This window comes from Sorangium sp. So ce375, from assembly GCF_051473855.1.
GTDB lineage: Bacteria > Myxococcota_A > Polyangia > Polyangiales > Polyangiaceae > Sorangium.
The window spans coordinates 5,878,844-5,897,035 of record NZ_CP150335.1 but is presented as its reverse complement, the minus strand read 5'-3'; the positions used below and the strand labels follow the sequence as shown (position 1 = coordinate 5,897,035).

Genomic DNA, 18,192 nt, shown 5'->3' with positions numbered 1-18,192 from the left:
GAGATGCTCCGGCTGACGCGCTATCTGACAAAGAACTACGACACGCCCGACGGCCACAAGCTGTCCATCTACGAGAAGGGCGGCGGCTACCAGCAGGCGAAGCGCGCCCTCGGGATGACGCGCGAGGCGCTCATCGAGGAGATGAAGGCGGCCAACATCCGCGGCCGCGGCGGCGCCGGCTTCGCGATGGGCGTGAAGTGGAGCTTCATGCCGTGGCCCCCGAAGCCCGAGCGGCCGCACTACCTCGTCATCAACGCGGACGAGGGCGAGCCCGGGACCTTCAAGGACCGCACCCTGATGGAGAAGAACCCTCACGCGGTCGTCGAGGGGTGCATCATCGGGTGCTTCGGGATCGGCGCCCACGCCGCGTACATCTACGTGCGCGACGAGCTGCACCTCTCGAAGGCGCGGCTCTGGGGGGCGATCGAGGAGGCGCGCGCGAAGGGCTACCTCGGCAAGCGCCCGTTCGGGATCGACTACCCGGTCGAGGTCTACGTCCACACGGGCGCCGGCGCGTACATCTGCGGCGAGGAGACGTCGCTCCTCAACTCGCTCGAGGGCAAGCGCGGCGAGCCGCGGCTGAAGCCGCCGTTCCCCGCGCAGTTCGGCGCGTTCGGGATGCCGACGACCGTGAACAACCTGGAGACGATCGCGGCCGTGCCCACGGCGCTCGAGCTCGGGGGGGAGAACTTCTCGAAGCTCTCCTCGCTGCACCACCTGAAGGACGGCGGCTGCCGGCTCTTCGGCGTGAGCGGCCACGTGAACAACCCCGGGATCTTCGAGGCGGCCGTCGGGGTCACGCTCCGCGACCTCATCTACGAGTACGGCGGCGGCGTGAAGCACGGCAAGCTCCTCGGCGTCATCCCGGGCGGCTCGTCGTGCCCCATCCTGCGCGCCGACGAGGTCGTCAACGCGCCGAGCGACAAGTCGCCGCTCCACCCGTGGCACGGCCAGAGCGTGCTCGACGTGCCGCTCGGCGTGGACACGTTCCGCGCGCTCGGGACGATGCTCGGGACCTGCTGCGCCATCGTGCTCAGCGACAAGGCGTGCCCCGTCCTCGCGATGCACAACCTGATGCGCTTCTACCGCCACGAGTCGTGCGGCCAGTGCACGCCGTGCCGCGAGGGCAGCGCCTGGATCCACCGGATCCTCGATCGCATCGTGCACGGCGAGGGGACGATCGAGGAGCTCGATCGGCTGCACGAGATCGCCGACAACATCATGGGCAACACGATCTGCGCCTTCGGCGAGGGCACGGCGATGCCCGCGCTCGGCTTCCTCCGGAAGTTCCGCAAGGAGTTCGAGGCGTACATTCAGACAAAGGGCCGCTCGTCGACAGGGGTGCTTACGCCGTGAAATTGTTCGAGTTCGCCTTCTTCGGGCTGGCGTCGCTGCTCGTCCTGCTCGGCGGTCTGGCCACGGTCGCGGCCAGGAACCCGATCCGCGGCGCGATGGGCCTGCTCACGTCGATCGTCGGCATCGCGGGGCTCTACCTGATGCTCTCGGCGGAGTTCCTCGCCGCGATCCAGATCCTCGTGTACGCGGGCGCGATCGTCATCCTCTTCCTCTTCGTGATCATGCTCCTCGGCCCGTCGGCCACGTCGCCGCGCGACGCCCGCACCGCGGTGCCGCGCTACGTGGGCGCCGGCGTCTTCGGGGCGAGCAGCATCGGCGCGCTCGCCCTCATCGCGAGCGCCTCGAAGCCGGGGGCGATGGCGATCCCGGCCGCCCCCGAGGCGCTCGGGACCATCGAGGCGCTCGGGCACGAGCTCTTCACGAAGGAGATCGTGCCCTTCGAGCTCTCGGGCGCGCTGCTCCTCGTCGCGGTGATCGGCGCCGTCGCCGTCGCCCGCGGCAAGCAGGTCGACCCCACGCTGCTGCCCGCCGGGGCCGAAGCCGGCGCCGGGGCGCCGGAGCCGGGCGACCAGGGGGCCGCGCAGCCGGGCGCCCTCGAGGGCCACGTCACCCTGTCGGCGAAGGAGTCGAAGTCATGACCGTCCCCATCGAGTACTACCTCGTCGTCGCGGCGGTGCTGTTCGTGATCGGGTCGATCGGCTTCCTGCTGCGCAGGAACCTCCTCGTCCTCCTGATGAGCATCGAGCTGATGCTCAACGCCGTGAACCTCACGCTCGTCGCGTACAACCGGGTGCACCCGCACGATCACGCCGGGCAGATCTTCACGTTCTTCGTCATCGCCATCGCGGCGGCGGAAGCCGCAGTCGGTCTCGCGATCGTGCTCGCGTTCTACCGCATCCGGAAGACGATGCGCTCGGACGACGCCGATCTCCTGAGGAGTTAGCGTGGAAGCCCTGAGAGTCTTATTCCCCGCGTCCGAGTTCGCGCTGCTCGCGGTCATACTCGGCCTGCCGGCGCTCGGCGCGTTCGTGAACGGCCTCTTCGGCAAGCGCCTCGGCAAGGACGCGGTCCGGCTGATGGCGCTCGCCGCCCTCGGCGGCGCCTTCCTGGCGGCCGTCACGACGTTCCTGATGCTGCCGCACGAGGGCGGCAAGCTCACCTGGAACGCCTGGCGCTGGTTCTCGATCACCGGCCGGATGGGCCAGTCGATCCCGATCGACGTCGCGTTCAGCGTCGACGGCCTGAGCGGGACGATGATCCTCGTCGTCACAGGCGTCGGCTTCCTCATCCACCTCTACTCGTCCGCGTACATGCGCGAGGACCCGGGGTACTACCGGTTCTTCGCGTACCTGAACCTGTTCATCTTCTCGATGCTCGTCCTGATCATGGGCGACAACCTCGCCGTCCTCTTCGTGGGATGGGAGGGCGTCGGCATGTGCAGCTACCTGCTCATCGGGTTCTGGTTCAAGGACGACAAGAACGCGAGCGCGGGCAAGAAGGCGTTCGTCGTGAACCGCATCGGCGACTTCGGCCTCCTCGTGGCGATGGCGATGCTCGCCTACTACGCGGGCACGCTGAGCTTCGACGGCATCGCGGCGAACGCGGGCAACCTGCTCAGCGCGGTGAAGATCTGGCCGATCGGCAACATGTCGGCCGACACGGTGCCCGGCTTCCTGAGCTTCCTCGTCCCGTCGCAGCCGGTGCTCGTCTACGCGGCGACGCTGGTCGGGCTCGCGCTGTTCCTCGGCTGCGCCGGCAAGAGCGCGCAGATCCCGCTCTACATCTGGCTGCCCGACGCGATGGCCGGTCCGACGCCGGTCTCCGCCCTGATCCACGCCGCGACGATGGTGACCGCGGGCGTCTACCTCGTGGCCCGGCTCTCGGCGGTGTTCGTGCTGTCGCCGTTCGCGATGGCGGTCGTCGCGGTGACCGGCGTGGCCACGGCGCTGTTCGCGGCCTCGATCGGGCTCTTCCAGAACGACCTGAAGAAGGTCCTCGCGTACTCCACGGTGAGCCAGCTCGGGTTCATGTTCATCGGCGTGGGCGTCGGCGCGTTCGCGGCCGGCTTCTTCCACGTCCTCACGCACGCCTTCTTCAAGGCGTGCCTGTTCCTCGGCGCCGGCTCGGTGATCCACGCGATGCACGCCCGCATCCACGACACCGACCAGTCCCAGGACATGCGGAACATGGGCGGGCTCAAGAACTACATGCCGCTCACGCGCTGGACCTTCCTCCTCGCGTGCCTCTCGATCGCGGGCTTCCCCGGGTTCGCCGGGTTCTGGTCGAAGGACGAGATCCTGTGGCGCGCCTTCTCGGGCCGGATCGAGGCGGCCTCGACGCGCGGGCAGCCGGCGTGGCAGTGGCCCGACTGGCTCGGCCCGGCGATCTACTGCGTCGGCATCCTGGCCGCGACGATGACCGCGTTCTACATGTTCCGCGCCTACTTCCAGACGTTCCACGGCGAGTTCCGCGGCTGGACGATCGTGCGCGGCTGGAAGGATCCGCACCCGCACGGCCACCACGACGACCACCACGCGCACGCGCCGGGCGAGAAGCTCGAGGGCCCGGTGCCCCACGAGTCGCCGCTGCCGATGACGATCCCGCTGATCGTGCTCGGGGCGCTGTCGGTCTTCGCCGGCTTCCTCATGGCCGAGCCGCTCGTGCACCTCACCCACAACCACGCGTTCGCGCCGCTCGCGCACCTGCTCGAGCCGGTCTTCGCGCTGGGGTCGCGGTCGGTGACGGCGCGCGAGGGGGTGGAGGGGCTGCTCTTCCCGATGATGCTCCCCGGCGTCGCGGCGTGCTTTACCGGCATCGGCCTGGCGATGCTCGTGTACTGGAACAAGCGCGGCGAGCCCGAGCGGCGCTTCGCGCAGACCTTCCCGGGGCTGTACCAGCTCATCTACGACAAGTGGCGGATCGACGAGCTCTACAACGCCACGGTCGTGGGCATGGTCGACGCGATCGCGGACATCTTCACGATGGCCGACAAGTGGATCATCGACGGCATCATCGCGAAGCTCTCCGCGGCGCTGGTCGGGTTCTTCGGGACGGTGCTGCGCGCGCTCCAGACGGGCCGCGTGCAGGTCTACGCCGCGTCGATGGTCGTCGGCCTCGCGGGCGTCGGCTGGTTCCTCGTCAAGCCGCACGCGGACGCGCACGTCGACGACGCGGAGCTGCGCCGGTCGGGCGAGGTGAGGCTCTCGGCGGCGCCGGGGCTCGGCTACCGGTACCGCTGGGAGGCGCCCGGCCTGCCGGCGCGCGACTTCTCCGAGGCGACCGACGTCACGGTGAAGGTCGAGCCGGGCGAGAAGAAGGACGTCGTGCTCCGCGTGCGCAACGCCTTCGACCGCGAGGCGACGGAGACCTTCTCGTTCTCCAGGCCGCCGAGCCGAAAGACCGCCGCGGACCCGACCACCATGCGGGGCCCGGACGTGCCCGCGCTGCCCCCGGGGGCGACCCCGGCGGAGCAGATCCATGACCTGATCCAGCCGAAAGGCCTGCAATGAGCGCGCTCGACCTCGTAATGCACTACTGGCCGGCGCTCGCTGCCGGCGTCGTCGGGGCGATCCTCCCGCCGGGCGACGGGCACGGCGCGGACGGCGCCCACCCGGGCGACGACGACCACCACGGGAGCGACGACCACCACGGCGGCGACGACCACCACGGGGACGACGACGCGCACGGCGAGGCCCACGGCGCCCCGGGGTACACCGCGTGGCAGCGGGTCGGCCTCGGGCTCATCGCGGCGCTCACCGTCCTCGGCGTGCAGTGGCTCTGGCCGTCCGATACGGCGGGCGCGGCGGAGGCCACTGCGGAGTGGTCGTCGCTGCTCAACGTGCTCATCGGGCTGCCGTTCGTGGGCGCCGCGGCGGTGCTGTTCATGCCGCGGCAGCTGCTCTCGCTGCTCCGGGGCTTCACGCTGGCCGTGCTCGGCGCGGGCTTCCTCGCGTCGCTGTGGCTGCTGACCGTGCCGATGACCGTGGGCTGGCACTTCCAGTCGATCAAGGAGTGGATCCCGTCGCTCGGCATCCGGTGGCACGTCGCGATCGACGGCATCAGCCTCTGGCTCGTCCTGCTCACGACGTTCATCGCGCCCATCGCGGCGTACGCGTCGTTCGGCTCGATCAAGACCCGGATCAAGGAGCTCTGCTTCTGCCTCCTGTTCCTGCAGGGGGCGATGCTCGGCGCCTTCGTCGCGCTCGACCTGTTCCTGTTCTTCGTCTTCTGGGAGCTGATGCTGGTGCCGATGTTCGTGATGATCGGCATCTGGGGCGGCGTCGAGAAGATCAAGGCGGCGATCAAGCTCTTCGTCTACACGATGGCGGGCTCGATGCTGATGCTCGCGGGCATCGTGTACCTCGTGTGGGCGAACCAGAAGCTCACGGGCGCCTACACGTTCGACTACCTCGCGCTCTCGCGCGTTGTGCTGCCCCGGGGCGCGCAGATGCTCTGCTTCTGGGCGTTCTCGATCGCGTTCTTCATCAAGGTGCCGATGTGGCCGGTGCACACGTGGCTGCCGGACGCCCACGTGCAGGCGCCGACCGGCGGCTCGGTGATCCTGGCCGCGGTGATGCTGAAGATCGGGACGTACGCGTACCTGCGCTTCTCGATGGGCCTCTTCCCCGGCCCGGCCTCCAGCCTCGCGGCCAACATGGCCGGCATCGCGATCCTCGGCGGGGTGCTCTACGGCGCGCTCGTCGCCTGGAAGCAGTCCGACGTGAAGCGCCTCGTGGCGTACTCGTCGGTCGCCCACCTGGGCTACGTGATGCTCGGGCTGTTCGGCGTCACGCCGAGCGGGATCCAGGGCGCGGTGCTCCAGATGGTGAACCACGGCGTCTCCACCGGCGCGCTGTTCCTCCTGGTCGGCGTGATCTACGACCGCCGCCACACCCGCGAGGTCGCGGAGTTCGGCGGCCTCGCCAAGGTGATGCCTGTCTACGCGACGCTCTTCCTGATCGTGACGTTTGCCTCCGTCGGCGTGCCCGGCACGAACGGGTTCATCGGCGAGTTCATGATCATCATGGGGACCTACGCCTCCGAGCGCCTCGGGACGTTCAGCGGGATCCACACGATCGGCGCCGCGGCGGGCGTCATCCTCGCCGCCGTCTACATGCTGAGCGTCGTGCAGAAGATGTTCTTCGGGCCGCTCACGAACCCGAAGAACAAATACCTGCCCGACGTGACGCCCCGCGAGGGCCTCGCGCTCGCGCCCCTCGTCCTCATGATCTTCGTGATCGGCCTGTTCCCTGCGATCTTCCTCGATCGGATGAAGGAGTCGGTCCTGTCTACTTACAACCAGTTCAAGGTCGTCTCCGGGCAGGCGATCCTCTTCGCGGACGATCGGAACGCGAAGCTCCTGCCCGAGGACACGTTCTCCCCCGCCTTCCTCAAGGGGGCCCCCTCGCCGGGATCCGGTGAGGGCGCGGCGGGGGCGGGTGAAGACGAGCAGGCTCGGCGCGATCGGGCGGCGGGCGGCGCGCTCGCGGCGGGGGAGGCGGCGCGATGAACATCGGACCGTTCCTCGCGGTATCGCCGCTCATCGTCGTCTCGCTCGGCGGCGCGCTGCTGATGCTCTCGGAGGCGTTCTCGCACCGCCGCGAGGAGTCGCACGATCGGCGCTCCGGCCCCTCGTCCGACATCGCGCTCGGGACCGCGATCACGCTCCTCGCAGGGGCGGTGTTCTCGGGCGCGGTCGGGTTCGTCGGCCCCGAGACGCTGGATGGGGTCGACGTGCTCGCCCCGTACCTGGTCATGGACCGGTTCACGCTGTTCTTCTCCTTCGTGCTCTGCCTGGGCGGCGCGCTCGCGGCGCTGCTCGCCGGGGGGTACCTCCCGGAGCACCGGCTCGATCGCGGGGAGTTCTATCCGCTGCTGACCTTCTCGACGGTCGGGGCGATCATCCTCGCCGCCGCGGGGGATCTGCTGACGCTCTTCCTCGGCCTGGAGACGATGTCGCTCGGGGCGTACGCGCTGACCGGCTTCCGCCGGACGTCGCCGCGGAGCACGGAGGCGGCGATCAAGTACTTCCTGCTCGGCTCGTTCGCGGCGGCGCTGCTGCTCTACGGCGGCGCGCTGATCTACGGGGCGACGGGGCACACCGACCTCGCGGGGATCGGCGACGCCATCGCGGGCGCGAAGGGGGCCGCGGCGCCCAACCCGGCGTTGCTGCTCATCGGGGCGGCGCTGATGCTCGTCGGGCTCGCGTTCAAGGTGAGCGCGGTGCCGTTCCACATGTGGACGCCGGACGCGTACGAGGGCGCGCCGACGCCGGCCACGACGTTCATGGCGGTCGCGGTGAAGGGCGCGGCGTTCGCGACGCTGCTCCGCGTGCTGCTCGGCGCGTTCGGGAGCCCGGCGCTCTCGTCGTGGGCGGCGGGCTGGCCGCCGGCCGTGGCGGTGATGGCGCTGCTCACGATGACGGTCGCGAACCTCATCGCGGGCCGGCAGGAGTCGGTGAAGCGGATGCTCGCGTACTCGAGCATCGCGCACGCCGGGTACCTGCTCGTGGGCGTCGCGGCGACGGTGCGGGCGAGCGAGGACGCGCAGGCGAGCGTGATGTTCTACCTGCTCGCCTACACGGTCTCGACGGTCGGCGCCTTCGGGACGCTCATCCTCTGCGGCAGCCGCGGGGCCGAGGCGGTGAGCTACGAGGACCTCTCCGGCATCGGCAAGCGGCACCCGGTGGCGGCGCTCGCGTTCTCGCTGTTCCTGCTCTCGCTGGCCGGCGTGCCGCCGACGGCGGGCTTCTTCGGCAAGCTCTACATCGTCAAGGCGGCGATGGGCGCTGAGCTGTACACGCTGTCCGTCGCGCTGCTCCTCAACAGCGTGCTGTCGGCCTACTATTACCTGCGGGTGCTCGTGTACATGTACATGCGCGAGCCGGCGCCTGGCGCGCCGATCGCCCGGCCGATGCGCTCGGGCTACGTCAACGCGGCGCTGGTGGTGGCCGCGGTGCTCGTGATGGTCCTCGGCATCTGGCCGACGACCTCGCTCGGGATCGCGGTCCGCGCGGTCCTCGCCTCTCGCTAGAGCGGGGGCCCACCCGCTTCGGATACGGGCCCACCTCGACGTTTTCGGTGCTCGGCGTACCGGAGTACGCCTGCGCGCCGAAAACGTCGATCTGGGCCCGTCTCCTGTGCGGGTGAACCCCCGCTCGGCAACGCGGGGGCTGGCCTGGAAGAGCGCTGCCAACTCGTATGGCAGCGGGGCGCTAGCGCTCGCGGCGCTCGCGCTTCGTTCGCCAGCGGATTCGCGGTGCTGCGCGGGGCGCGCGAGTTGCTAAAGTCGGCGCCGATGCGAACCGGCGAGAAGCTGCAGAGAAGAACGGGCGATGCGAGGATCCGAGCGGCGTGCGTCGCGCTGCTCGGGGCGCTCGGGTGTCAGGGCGGGAACGCGAGCGGCGGCGCGACCGCCGGGAGCGCGACGCCGGCGGGGAGCGCGGCGCCTGCGGCCGCGAGGAGCGCGGCGCCCGCGGCCGTGGGGAGCGCGAGCGCCAGCGGGGCAGCGAGCGCCCAGGCCAAGGCGGCCGAGGCGCACGCGATCTCGCTGACCTCCGAGGACGTCGTGAAGGTGATGAACCCGAAGCGACAGGCGCCGTACAGCGGGCCGACAGGGACGCTGCGAGGACGCGTCACCATCAAGGGCGACCCGCCGCCCGATACAGGGCTCAGCTTTCCGATCGGCAAGTGCGGTGAAGCCGCCGCGACCTACGGGCGGCTGTTCCGCGTGGGACAGCAGAACGCGGTCGCCGACGCGCTCGTCACCGTCGTCAACTACAGCGGCTACGTGCCGGAGCGCGACGAGGCGGAGAAGGTGACCATCCACGGGTGCGCGTTCTCGAAGAGGACCGTGGTCATGTCGTATGGACAGCGGCTCGAGGTCGCGAACCTCGATCCCCTGGAGTCGTACATGCCGAACCTCGAGGGCGCCCCCTTCATGGCGGTCCTCGTCGCCGTGCCGCAAGGCGATCCGGTGAAGTTCTTCCCGCCGCAGGCGGGGTACTACGAGCTCGTGGACAAGATGCCGAAGCCGTTCCTCAAGGCCGGGGTCTTCGTGCTCAAGTTCGCGACACACGACGTGACCGGGCTCGACGGCAAGTTCGAGATCAAGGGCATCCCCGTGGGCAAGGTGCTCACCGCCGCCCTCTTGCCGGCCATCGATCAGGACGTGAAGAAGGAGATCGAGATCAAGGAGGGCGACAACACGCTCGACTTCGAGCTCAACTTCGATCTCAAGAAGTACAACGAGAAGCCGCACACAATGCCCTCGCCCTGAGCTACACGGCGGCGGGGGCGCGTGCCCCCGCCGCGTCGCTAAGGCGCGCCGCCCGCGAGCTCCCGGTGAACGCGACGCTCGACCTCGTGGGACAGCGCATCCGGGGCGCCGGGCGCGGGCGGCGGCAGCGGGCCGAGCCAGGTGAGCGCAGCGTCGCGGCCGACGCGGCGGAAGAGCAGCTCGGCGAAGAGGAGCCGGGCGAGCGGCGAGGGGCCCACCGTGGGGCCGCCCGCCGCCGCGGACAGGTCGAGGGCGTCGCAGGCCCGGGTCAGCGCGTCGAGATCGCCGCTCAGATCGGCCGCCACCGCGAGCGCGACGAGCGCGGAGGCGCTCGCCGGATCGGCCGCCGAGACGAGCTCGGCCTGCTCGCGGGCCTCGCCGACCCGGCCCAGCGCGGCCGCGCGCACCGCGACCTCGGCGGGCGTCAGATCCGCGTCGCGCGCCAGGCGACGGGCGCGGCGCAGCTCGCCCAGGACGAGCGCCTCGTCGACCTCGGCCAGCCGGCCGCCTGAAGGCAGCCGCCGACCGAGGGCGGCCGCCCCCGGCGCAGCCAGCTCCCGCAGGCGCCGCGCAGCCTGGTCGGCCGCCGCGCGATCGCCGGCCTCGACGGCCACCGCGTGCTGCGCGCGCCACGCCTCCGTCGACCGCGGGCGCCGCACCACGAGCGCGCGCAAGGCGAGGCGCGCGTCGTCCGTTCGGCCCAGCCGCCGCAGGATCTCGGCCCGGAGCAGGGCGCCGTCGTCTCCCTCCGGATCGAGCAGGATCGCCCGATCGATCCGGCGGAGCGCCGCCTCGAGCCGCCCCGCCGCGAGATCGCAGCGCGCCTGCTCGCGGTAGGCCGGCTCGTAGTCGGCCTCGATCGCGCGGGCGCGCTCGAAGGCGGCGTCCGCCGCCTCCCCGCGCCCGAGACGGCATCGCACCGACCCGACACGGGTCCAGATGTCCGCGCTGTCGGGGTCTCCGCGCTCCGCCAGCTCGTACGCCTCCAGCGCCGTCGCGAGATCGCCGCGCGCCTCGGCCTCGGCGCCGATCGCATACAGCGCATAGGCGTACGCCGCGATCGGACGACCCTCGATGATCTGGCCGTCGATCGAGCGCGCCACCCGGGGCGCGGCGCAGCCGGCAATCGACATGAGCGCCGCGAGCGACGCGAGGAACACACGCGACGCGCGCCGCGCGGCGGAGGGCGGCACGGCTACGCGCACGCGGCGAGCTCGGCGAGGAGGCGATCGTTCTCCTCGCGGAGGCCGACGGTGATGCGGAGCCGGTGGGCGAGGCGCCCGCCTGCCGCGTGAAAGCTGCGCACGAGGACGCCGCGCGCCGCGAGCGCGTCGAAGACCTCGCCGGCAGGGCGGCGCGTGCCCACCCAGAGGAAATTGGCGTGGCTCGGCGCGACCGAGAGGCCGAGCTCGGCGAGCCCGGCCGCGAGGCGCTCGCGCTCGCCCGTCACGGCGGAGGCGACGCGGCGGAGCTCGCCGCCGAGCTCCCGCAGGGCGAAGGCGGCCGCGCGCTGCGACGGGGTGGGCAGGTTGTAGGGCTGGCGGACCTTGTCGAGCTCGGCCACGAGCTCCCGGGCGCCGATGAGCCAGCCGATCCGCAGCGACGCGAGGCCGATCTTCGAGAGCGTCCTCAGCACGGCGACGTTCGGGTGCTTGCGCAGGAGGGCGAGCTGGTCGCGCGGGGCGAAGTCGATGTACGCCTCGTCGACGATGACGAGGGCGTCCTTCGCCGCGGCGACGACCGCCTCGAGCCGGTCCTCGGACATGAGCGCGCCCGTCGGGTTGTTCGGCGAGGCGATGAAGACGACGTTGGGGCGCGCGAAATCGACGGCGCGCACGAGGCCCGCCACGTCGAGGTCCCAGCCGGCGTCGAGCGGGACCTCGATGACGCGCATCCCGCGCGCGCGCGCGCTCAGCTTGTACATGACGAAGGTGGGGCTGACCGTGACGATGCTCGCCGCGTCCGCGCCCTGCCGCGGCCGGCTGAGCGCGGTGAGCACCACCGAGATCACCTCGTCGGAGCCGACGCCGACGAGGATCTCGTCAGGATCGGTGCCGCAGTGGGCGGCGATGGCCTCGCGGAGATCGAGCGCGCGCGCGTCGGGGTAACGGCCCCACTCCTCGGGCGCCGCGGCCCGCGCGAGGGCCTCCCGCGCCTCGGCCGAGAGCAGCGGAGGGCTCTCGTTGGCGTCGAGGCGCACGGGGAAGTGACCGGCGACCGGGGTGTAGGCGTGGAGCTCGGTGAGCTCCGGACGAAGCAGCGCAGGGAGGAAGTCGGGCAGCGGCATGGCTCGGTCCACGGTCGTCGCGGGCGCGGGGATGAGGGAGGGGAGGCGGAGGAGAGCGGTATACTACCCGCGCCGGACCGGGAACACCTCGACGTGCGCGTTTTCGGGGCGGCGATGCGGCCGCGGTTCGCCGAGCCCGAGCGCTCCGGCGCTGCGGTCGGGGTTGCGCGGTTGCGCGGTTGACCGAACGCTCCGACCGCGCGGCGGTGGGCGCGAGGTCATCTTTGCCGTCGGTGGCACCGCAGGTAGAGAGCGTCCATCTCTGTGCGCTCCGGAGATGTGCCCGGAAGCGGGGAGCATCGCTGATGGATCTCACGCGTTATCAGGACGAGGTGACCCCATGCCCATGGTGAGCCCTGCGACCGTGCTCGTGCCATCGCTGTCCTCCCCTATCGCCGAAGGCCAGAACCTGATCTTCTCTCCGGGCTTCCCTCTGGAGGAGCGAGGAGGCAAGGCGGTCGCCGTGCCGCACGCCGACGAGGCGCCGTGGTCGGTCGCGCGCGTCGGCAGAGCAGACGAAGCGCTCCGGGATGTAGCGCAGGAGATCGCCCGCAGGTTCGGCCCGATCCCGGACGGCGCGCTGCCGGAGAGTGCGCCGGGAGACGCGCTCGGAGCATACGCGTTCTCGTTCGTGCGCCCGTCGTTCGTATCGCCCTTCGCGAGCCAGCTCGACGCCATTCGTTTTGGCGAGCACGTCGTGCCTGCTTTCGGGCTCTGGAAGGATGTCGACGACGCGACGCGGGCGAGGGCCGCGGCGCAGCTCCGGATACACCGCTACCGGGACCTGGATGACTTCGTGATCGAGCTCGACGCCAAGGACGATCAGCGGGTCGTTGTCGCGCGGTGCCCACGCCCCGAGACGCTCGGGGCCGCTGTCGCGGAGGTCGTCGCGGCCACGCGGAGCTCGCAAAGCTGGCTGCGGCGCTGGTTCGCCGAGAAGCCGTTCGATTGGAACTGTGCGCTAAGGATCCCCCCGCTCGACCTGTGCGCGGTCCGCGTCCACGACGAGCTCATCGGCAAGATGCTCGCAGACGGGGACGGTCGCCGGATCGGCGACGCCCGCCATGGGGTCCGCTTCCGCCTGGGCTGGGACGCGCTCCCGCCGAGCGAGCCCGGGCCGATGACCCTCGGGCGCGGCGATATGTACGAGCGCCCCTTCGTCTGCAACGGCCCGTTTCTCGTAGTCGTCTTGGGCGAGCCGCCGGGGGACGAGGTGCGCCTCGCTGCCTGGATCGAGGGACCGCAGGCGCTGGAGGGCGCGACCGTCGAGGGGACCTGAGCGGCGCGCCGCCCGTCACTGCCCGAACGTGTACCAGCGCGGTTTGATGTCCTTGATCAGGTGTCGACCGCCGCTGACCCACGTGGGCCGGCTTTGCTCGGCGCGAGGCAGGCGTCCGCGATTAAACTCCCCTTGTCGCCATGCCGCCCACCGCCTTCGCCGTCTGCCACCACGACGCGCCGCACGCGCCTGTGCGCGTCTGCCCTCACCTCGACGTCGAGCACCGGCCGGGCGTGAGCCTCGTGTGGACCGGCGTGAGCGCGATCGCGTGGCAGCGGCTCGCCTCGCTGGCAGGGGCTCCCCTCGAGATCGCGCCTGCCGGGACCGGCGAGCCGGCGGCGCCCCTCGCGCAGGCCATGCGCGAGAGCTTGATCGACGAGACCACGCTGGACCCGGCGTACTGGGCTGCCTGGGCTGGGCCGCTCGCCGAGAGCTCGGCCGAGGCGCTCCAGCGGGAGAGCTGCCGCCTCTTCGGCGTGGACTGGCCCCTGGGCGCGCCATCCGGCGCAGACCCGGACAGGATCGCCCTGTGGAGCGGCTTCGCGATGCACCCGCGCTTCGATCCTCCGCTGGCCCGCGCTCCATTCCCTCGATCTCACCACGGCGTTCAGGTCCCCTGCTTCGGCGTGTGGTCGAGCCCGGACGAGCCCGAATCCGTCTGGCAGTCGCGGGCAGCGCAGGCGCTCGTGCACTTCCCCCGCACCACGGACGCCGAGCTCGTGGGCCTCTCGGACGAGGAGATCGACGCTGCATACAACCAGTTCGTCGTCGAGCTCCGCGCGGCCGAGCCCGAGGTCAGGATCATCGTGGCCACATTGCCCGCCGGAGCGACGCTCGCGAGCACGATCAGCCGCGCGCTCTCCCTTCTTCAAGAAGACGACGCGCACCCGCGCGCGCGCTTCTCCGGCGACGAGGGCCTGTTCATGCCGGTGATCGACATCGCGTGCGCCGCCCGATCGAGCGAGCTCGCCGACCGCGTGTTCGAGAGTCCGTCCCTCGGGCGCGCTCGCCTGGGCGCTCTCGAGCAGGTCATCCGCTTTCGCCTCGACGACGGGGGCGCAAAGGCACCCTCGCCGTCGCGTTCCTTCGGCCTGATGTCACCCCCGCGGCGCTTCAGCTGCGCCCTGCCGTTCCTGGTCCTCGTCCTCGCCCGGCGCAGCAAGCTGCCCGTCTTCGCGGTGTGGGTCGAGAACGCCGAGGTCCTCGCGAAGGCGAAAGCGTCCCGGTGATCAGTCCTGGTGCGGCGGTGCGCCGGGGAAGCCGCCGCCGTGCGACCCGCGCCCGGTCGGCGCCGTGGGATCGTTCCACGAGCCTCGATCAGGCGGGAACGGAGGGCTCGTTCTTCTTCCTGCTGGCGCTCGCGGCGCGGGCCCGCTCGGCGCGCCGCTCCTCTTCCGCCGCATCCTCGTAAGGCGACAGGAGGCGGTCACGGAGGAGCGCGTGCGCCTCGTCCTTGTCGTCGTCGTACTGAGGTCCTCCTCGCCGTCGGCTGCGCCGCAGGTGCGGCGGCCGCATCATTCCCAGCCGCGCGTGCGCTCGAGCGCAGCGCGCAACGCGCCGCACCGATCCATGCGGTCCACGCTCTCGGCGAACGATTTCCTCACGTCATAGGCGAGCTGCGTGGGAAACCCACGGGACGCGAGCTCCTTGTTGTGCGCCTTCTTCAGGCACAGCGCCTGGTCGGGCGCGGGCAGCTCATCGAGCTCCGCACGCTTTCCCTCCCATGCCTCGATATCCTCGACGTGGCGGCCCCCGTGCTCACGGCGGCAGATCTCGCTCGCGCGTCGAACATTCTGGTAGAGCCACGCCTCGATGCTCCGGAACGGGCAGACGAGAAGGAGATGCTCGAGCTGCAGCACGGGCGCAGGCGGCTCGGCGTCGTCCTTGGCTCGTAGCCTGGTCCGAGGAGCGTTCGCGCGACCCCGCTCGACGACCTGTGGCAGCAGCGTGAGGACCCGTCGGTCGAACTTGTCGAGGTTCTCGCTGGTGCTCCGCTCCGCCCACGGCCGATCGCCGTCGACATGAAAAACGACGAAGGTATTCGGCGATAACAGCTTGCGCGCGATGTACCTGAGCAGCCGGATGCGTCGCTCATGCTCGCGCGGGTTCTTCCCGTCGGTCTTCCAGACGTTGCCGCGCATCGCCTCCTCCTCCCTCGGCTCGCTTGGAAGGAAATCGACGCGATGACGCCCGTAACCGGGGACGACGAGATCGAGCATCCGGCCGACGAGCGCCCCGACGGTCACGCGACCGTCCTCGCCGCTGTCTTCCGTGAGGATCACGATCGAGAGGCGGGCCCCCTCGTCGCTCACCACAGCCCTCGCGACTGCAGAATCTCGCTCACGTGCTCGACGCCGACCTCGTATGCGGCGAAGAACTCCGCGGCATCCTCGTCGCTCATGTTCGTCCACGTCCAGGCCGGCCTGCCGCCGCGCCGCTCGCCGCGACAGAGGACGAAGCTCTGGTGGACCTGCTCGGGCGAGGTGACGGGGACGTAGTCGAGCAGGAGCGGGTTCTGGCTCGTCAAGAACGCCTGACGCTCTCCGATGGCTTCGACGCACGCAGTGATCCAGTGGTGATGCAGGCCGTTCACGAGCTCGTCGGCGATGACGATGTCGTCGTTGCAAGCGAGGTAATAGAAGAAGGTGAGCAGGCGCTTCTGACCGTAGCTCAGACGCGCGTGGGTGATGAACTCGCCGCCCTCCCACCAGAACCGGAACACGAGAGCTCCGAGCGTCAGATATTCGTGAAGTTCACCCCGCGCGTTCCTTTCGGTCACGTCCACCTTCAGCTCGGCGGCGTCGAACCCCATGATTCCCTTGATGGTGGCAAGGAAGTCCAGAACAGAGTGCTTGAAGGTGTAGTCAGACCTCGACGGCTCGTACATCGACCCCAGTTGTCGGAGGAGGGCATTCGGCAGGAGACCGGATTTGATTCCAGAGGACAGCACCCTCTCTCCAAGAACGAAGACCCTCCTGCGAGCATCGCTCGACCCGGTGAGCCACGTAAACAGCTCCAGTGACTCGTCGAAGCGTCTCGCCGAACTCGCATCACGAACCCTGCCGTAGGTGGGGGTTACGATGAATTCAGGATCCAGCAGCATGTAGGTCCAAAGGAATCCTGCATTGAGGCATGAGATCTCCCAACCTCCTTCGATCGGCTCGTGGTCTCCGAACGTGAGTCCACGCTCGACGTCGTACCGGATGCGGCGGCTAGCTCCGGGGGATGAATCCTCGATCGTGACGTCTGCAGCAGGAAGCCAGCGCTCCGGTAGGTCAATCCGGGTGCCGTCCTTTGTCTCTACAAGGCCTGTTTTCTCCTTGTTGCTGACCGCGACGGTCACCGTCGCTTCGCCCGGCACCGCGAGTTCGTACTCAATCGCGAACTCTTCTCTGGCCAGGGTGCTAAAATCCGATCTCACCACCATCGAGATCAGCTCGAGCAGCGTCGTCTTTCCGGTCCCGTTCTGGCCGAGCAGCAGGTTGAGCCCGTCCGAGAACCGGAGCTCCGTGCCCGGCGCCACGCCCCGGAACTTCTCGATCCGCAGTCGCCTGAGCTTCAACATCGACATCGCGCGCGGACGTTAGCCTGCCGCGCTGCGCCGTCAACCGCAGCGGCCCGAGCGCAGCGCCGCGCGCTCCCCCGAGTCGCCGAGCGATCGCGCCCGCTCGCGCCGCCGGCGCGCGCCCCTCAGCCCCCTCAACGCGCCACGAGGCGCATCGGGGGGCGGCTGTGCTGGATGTGCTCGGCCTCGAGCTCCTCGAGCTCGAAGGCCCTGTCCATGTCCATGTCGAGCTCCGCGAGCTCGCGCTGCATGCTCTCGCCGTTGTCGAGGTTGTCGAGCTCGCGCATGAACCGGTCGATCTCCGCGCACGTCGCCGGTGAGTCCACGGGCGTCATCGACTGCTCGTGCATGAGCTGGATGAGCTCCAGGATCGTGGCGAGCTTCTGCGACACGAGCTCCAGCCCTTCGCGCGTCTGGCTCCAGCACTCGGCGCGCCGGTAGGCGATCGAGAGCCGCCGCTCGGACAGCCCGCGGGTCCGCCCCGCCGACGTGCTCCGGACCGCCTCGAGCGATCGGATCGTGTCCATGAGCTCGCTGTGGTTCGTCATCGCGAGCGACTCCTGGCCGGCCTTGTGCGCGATCGCGAGGCGGATGTAGCTCATGATGAGGCGGCTCAGGCCGAAGCCTTCGTCGAGCAGCGGCGGGATCGAGCCGCCGCGCCGCCGGATGTTCTCGCGGGTGCGGTCGACGAGCCGATCGAGCCGCGCGAGCTCCTGCTGGTGCCGGATGTCCATCTGCCGGATCAAGGACTCGCGCGCCCTCGACCAGGCCGCCCGATCCACCTCGTCGAGCTGCGCGTCGATGCTGCGCCGGAAGAAGCCGCGCCAGGGGACGACGCACAGGATCACGAGCTCCGCCCCGAGCCCGAGCAGCAAGAGCAGCGGGCTCCAGCCGATGAAGCTCAAGAGGAGCGCGCTCCCCACGACGAGCAGGTTGTACGGGTGGATCAGCACCCGTCCCAGGTACGTGCGCGCGGTGCGCCTCCGCAGCGGTGCGACCTGGACGCCGAACGCCGTCAGCATCGCCCTCGACTCGGCCATGCTGGCGCCAAGCACATCCTCGAATCGGCAAAGCTCTCGATCGCACGTCGTCATGGAGCCCCCCTCCTCACCTGGTCCCGTGGTCCTCGTACCACCTCACCCCGTTCACCACCCCCTGCGCCCCAACCGCAACAGCCGGTCGGCGGTTCGGCGCGCCTGCGCGCGCTCCCGCGCCGACGCGCGAGCGCGCTGTGAACGCAGGTCACGCCCGCCGAGCCCGCGCCGGCAGCCACCTGTCCACAGAGCCCGTCGCGCTCATCGGCCGTCCAGGCGGCATCACTATGAAAACTCAGGCTTTCACGGCGGCGCTGCAGCATCGCCAGCTCCACGAAGTCCATGCTTTTCCCGCTGTTCGCTTTCCGAAGGCCTCATGGAGGACCGCGGTGCG

General features: G+C 70.3%; 15 protein-coding genes. 9 read left to right on the top strand and 6 right to left on the bottom strand.

Translation table 11 applies throughout. The annotated features are described in order from the left end of the window. Positions 1-3 precede the first annotated feature (3 nt). From nuoF to WME90_RS21715, 7 genes are all read left to right on the top strand, one after another. Positions 4-1,356: an NADH-quinone oxidoreductase subunit NuoF gene (gene nuoF, locus WME90_RS21745; RefSeq protein ID WP_437283087.1), complete on the top strand. Its 1,353-nt coding sequence runs from the start codon at positions 4-6 to the stop codon at positions 1,354-1,356. Further along, positions 1,353-1,994: an NADH-quinone oxidoreductase subunit J family protein gene (locus WME90_RS21740; protein WP_437283086.1), complete on the top strand. Its 642-nt coding sequence runs from the start codon at positions 1,353-1,355 to the stop codon at positions 1,992-1,994. The genes nuoF and WME90_RS21740 overlap by 4 nt, the downstream gene beginning before the upstream one ends. Continuing rightward, complete coding sequence (gene nuoK / locus WME90_RS21735) at positions 1,991-2,299, top strand: NADH-quinone oxidoreductase subunit NuoK (protein WP_437283085.1); 309 nt, start codon at positions 1,991-1,993, stop codon at positions 2,297-2,299. Before WME90_RS21740 ends, nuoK begins: the two co-directional genes overlap by 4 nt. Before the next feature lies 1 nt (position 2,300). Further along, positions 2,301-4,865 carry an NADH-quinone oxidoreductase subunit L gene (gene nuoL / locus WME90_RS21730; protein WP_437283084.1) on the top strand — a complete coding sequence of 855 codons (2,565 nt, stop codon included), beginning with the start codon at positions 2,301-2,303 and terminating at the stop codon, positions 4,863-4,865. Next, positions 4,862-6,865, top strand: coding sequence for a complex I subunit 4 family protein (locus tag WME90_RS21725; protein ID WP_437283083.1), 2,004 nt, complete (start codon positions 4,862-4,864; stop codon positions 6,863-6,865). The genes nuoL and WME90_RS21725 overlap by 4 nt, the downstream gene beginning before the upstream one ends. Next, positions 6,862-8,388, top strand: a complete 1,527-nt coding sequence (locus WME90_RS21720) for an NADH-quinone oxidoreductase subunit N (RefSeq protein ID WP_437283082.1) — start codon at positions 6,862-6,864, stop codon at positions 8,386-8,388. Before WME90_RS21725 ends, WME90_RS21720 begins: the two co-directional genes overlap by 4 nt. 264 nt (positions 8,389-8,652) lie before the next feature. Beyond that, positions 8,653-9,633, top strand: coding sequence for a hypothetical protein (locus WME90_RS21715; protein WP_437283081.1), 981 nt, complete (start codon positions 8,653-8,655; stop codon positions 9,631-9,633). 38 nt (positions 9,634-9,671) lie between these two features. On the opposite strand, the gene WME90_RS21710 is transcribed toward WME90_RS21715, so the two are convergent. Both WME90_RS21710 and hisC read right to left on the bottom strand, forming a co-directional pair. After that, a complete protein-coding gene (locus tag WME90_RS21710) occupies positions 9,672-10,838 on the bottom strand; it encodes a tetratricopeptide repeat protein (protein ID WP_437283080.1) in 1,167 nt (388 codons plus the stop codon). Beyond that, positions 10,829-11,920, bottom strand: a complete 1,092-nt coding sequence (gene hisC, locus WME90_RS21705) for a histidinol-phosphate transaminase (protein WP_437283079.1) — start codon at positions 11,918-11,920, stop codon at positions 10,829-10,831. Before hisC ends, WME90_RS21710 begins: the two co-directional genes overlap by 10 nt. A 340-nt stretch (positions 11,921-12,260) precedes the next feature. Between hisC and WME90_RS21700 the strand changes: the two genes are divergently transcribed. Both WME90_RS21700 and WME90_RS21695 read left to right on the top strand, forming a co-directional pair. Beyond that, on the top strand, positions 12,261-13,199 hold the full coding sequence (locus WME90_RS21700; protein WP_437283078.1) for a hypothetical protein: 939 nt from the start codon (positions 12,261-12,263) through the stop codon (positions 13,197-13,199). 140 nt (positions 13,200-13,339) lie between these two features. Further along, the gene (locus WME90_RS21695; RefSeq protein ID WP_437283077.1) at positions 13,340-14,428 is read left to right on the top strand and encodes a hypothetical protein; all 1,089 of its coding nucleotides are present in this window, start codon (positions 13,340-13,342) and stop codon (positions 14,426-14,428) included. A gap of 88 nt (positions 14,429-14,516) precedes the next feature. Here WME90_RS21695 and WME90_RS21690 read toward each other — a convergent pair whose 3' ends face one another. The 4 genes from WME90_RS21690 to WME90_RS21675 all read right to left on the bottom strand — a co-directional run bounded on the left by WME90_RS21690 (position 14,517) and on the right by WME90_RS21675 (position 17,858). Continuing rightward, positions 14,517-14,717 carry a hypothetical protein gene (locus WME90_RS21690; protein ID WP_437283076.1) on the bottom strand — a complete coding sequence of 67 codons (201 nt, stop codon included), beginning with the start codon at positions 14,715-14,717 and terminating at the stop codon, positions 14,517-14,519. Beyond that, a complete protein-coding gene (locus WME90_RS21685; protein WP_437283075.1) occupies positions 14,714-15,511 on the bottom strand; it encodes a hypothetical protein in 798 nt (265 codons plus the stop codon). Before WME90_RS21685 ends, WME90_RS21690 begins: the two co-directional genes overlap by 4 nt. Then, the gene (locus tag WME90_RS21680) at positions 15,508-16,770 is read right to left on the bottom strand and encodes an AAA family ATPase (RefSeq protein WP_437283074.1); all 1,263 of its coding nucleotides are present in this window, start codon (positions 16,768-16,770) and stop codon (positions 15,508-15,510) included. Before WME90_RS21680 ends, WME90_RS21685 begins: the two co-directional genes overlap by 4 nt. 128 nt (positions 16,771-16,898) lie before the next feature. Next, positions 16,899-17,858, bottom strand: a complete 960-nt coding sequence (locus WME90_RS21675; protein WP_437283073.1) for a hypothetical protein — start codon at positions 17,856-17,858, stop codon at positions 16,899-16,901. Between the last annotated feature and the right edge of the window lie 334 nt (positions 17,859-18,192).

Bases quoted from the DNA above. Each gene is read 5' to 3' on its own strand.
- nuoF (WP_437283087.1), top strand. From the start codon at position 4: ATGCTCCGGCTGACGCGCTATCTGACAAAGAACTACGACACGCCCGAC.
- nuoK (WP_437283085.1), top strand. From the start codon at position 1,991: ATGACCGTCCCCATCGAGTACTACCTCGTCGTCGCGGCGGTGCTGTTC.
- WME90_RS21725 (WP_437283083.1), top strand. From the start codon at position 4,862: ATGAGCGCGCTCGACCTCGTAATGCACTACTGGCCGGCGCTCGCTGCC.
- WME90_RS21720 (WP_437283082.1), top strand. From the start codon at position 6,862: ATGAACATCGGACCGTTCCTCGCGGTATCGCCGCTCATCGTCGTCTCG.
- WME90_RS21715 (WP_437283081.1), top strand. From the start codon at position 8,653: ATGCGAACCGGCGAGAAGCTGCAGAGAAGAACGGGCGATGCGAGGATC.
- hisC (WP_437283079.1), bottom strand. From the start codon at position 11,920: ATGCCGCTGCCCGACTTCCTCCCTGCGCTGCTTCGTCCGGAGCTCACC.
- WME90_RS21700 (WP_437283078.1), top strand. From the start codon at position 12,261: ATGCCCATGGTGAGCCCTGCGACCGTGCTCGTGCCATCGCTGTCCTCC.
- WME90_RS21695 (WP_437283077.1), top strand. From the start codon at position 13,340: ATGCCGCCCACCGCCTTCGCCGTCTGCCACCACGACGCGCCGCACGCG.
- WME90_RS21690 (WP_437283076.1), bottom strand. From the start codon at position 14,717: ATGATGCGGCCGCCGCACCTGCGGCGCAGCCGACGGCGAGGAGGACCT.
- WME90_RS21680 (WP_437283074.1), bottom strand. From the start codon at position 16,770: ATGTCGATGTTGAAGCTCAGGCGACTGCGGATCGAGAAGTTCCGGGGC.
- WME90_RS21675 (WP_437283073.1), bottom strand. From the start codon at position 17,858: ATGACGACGTGCGATCGAGAGCTTTGCCGATTCGAGGATGTGCTTGGC.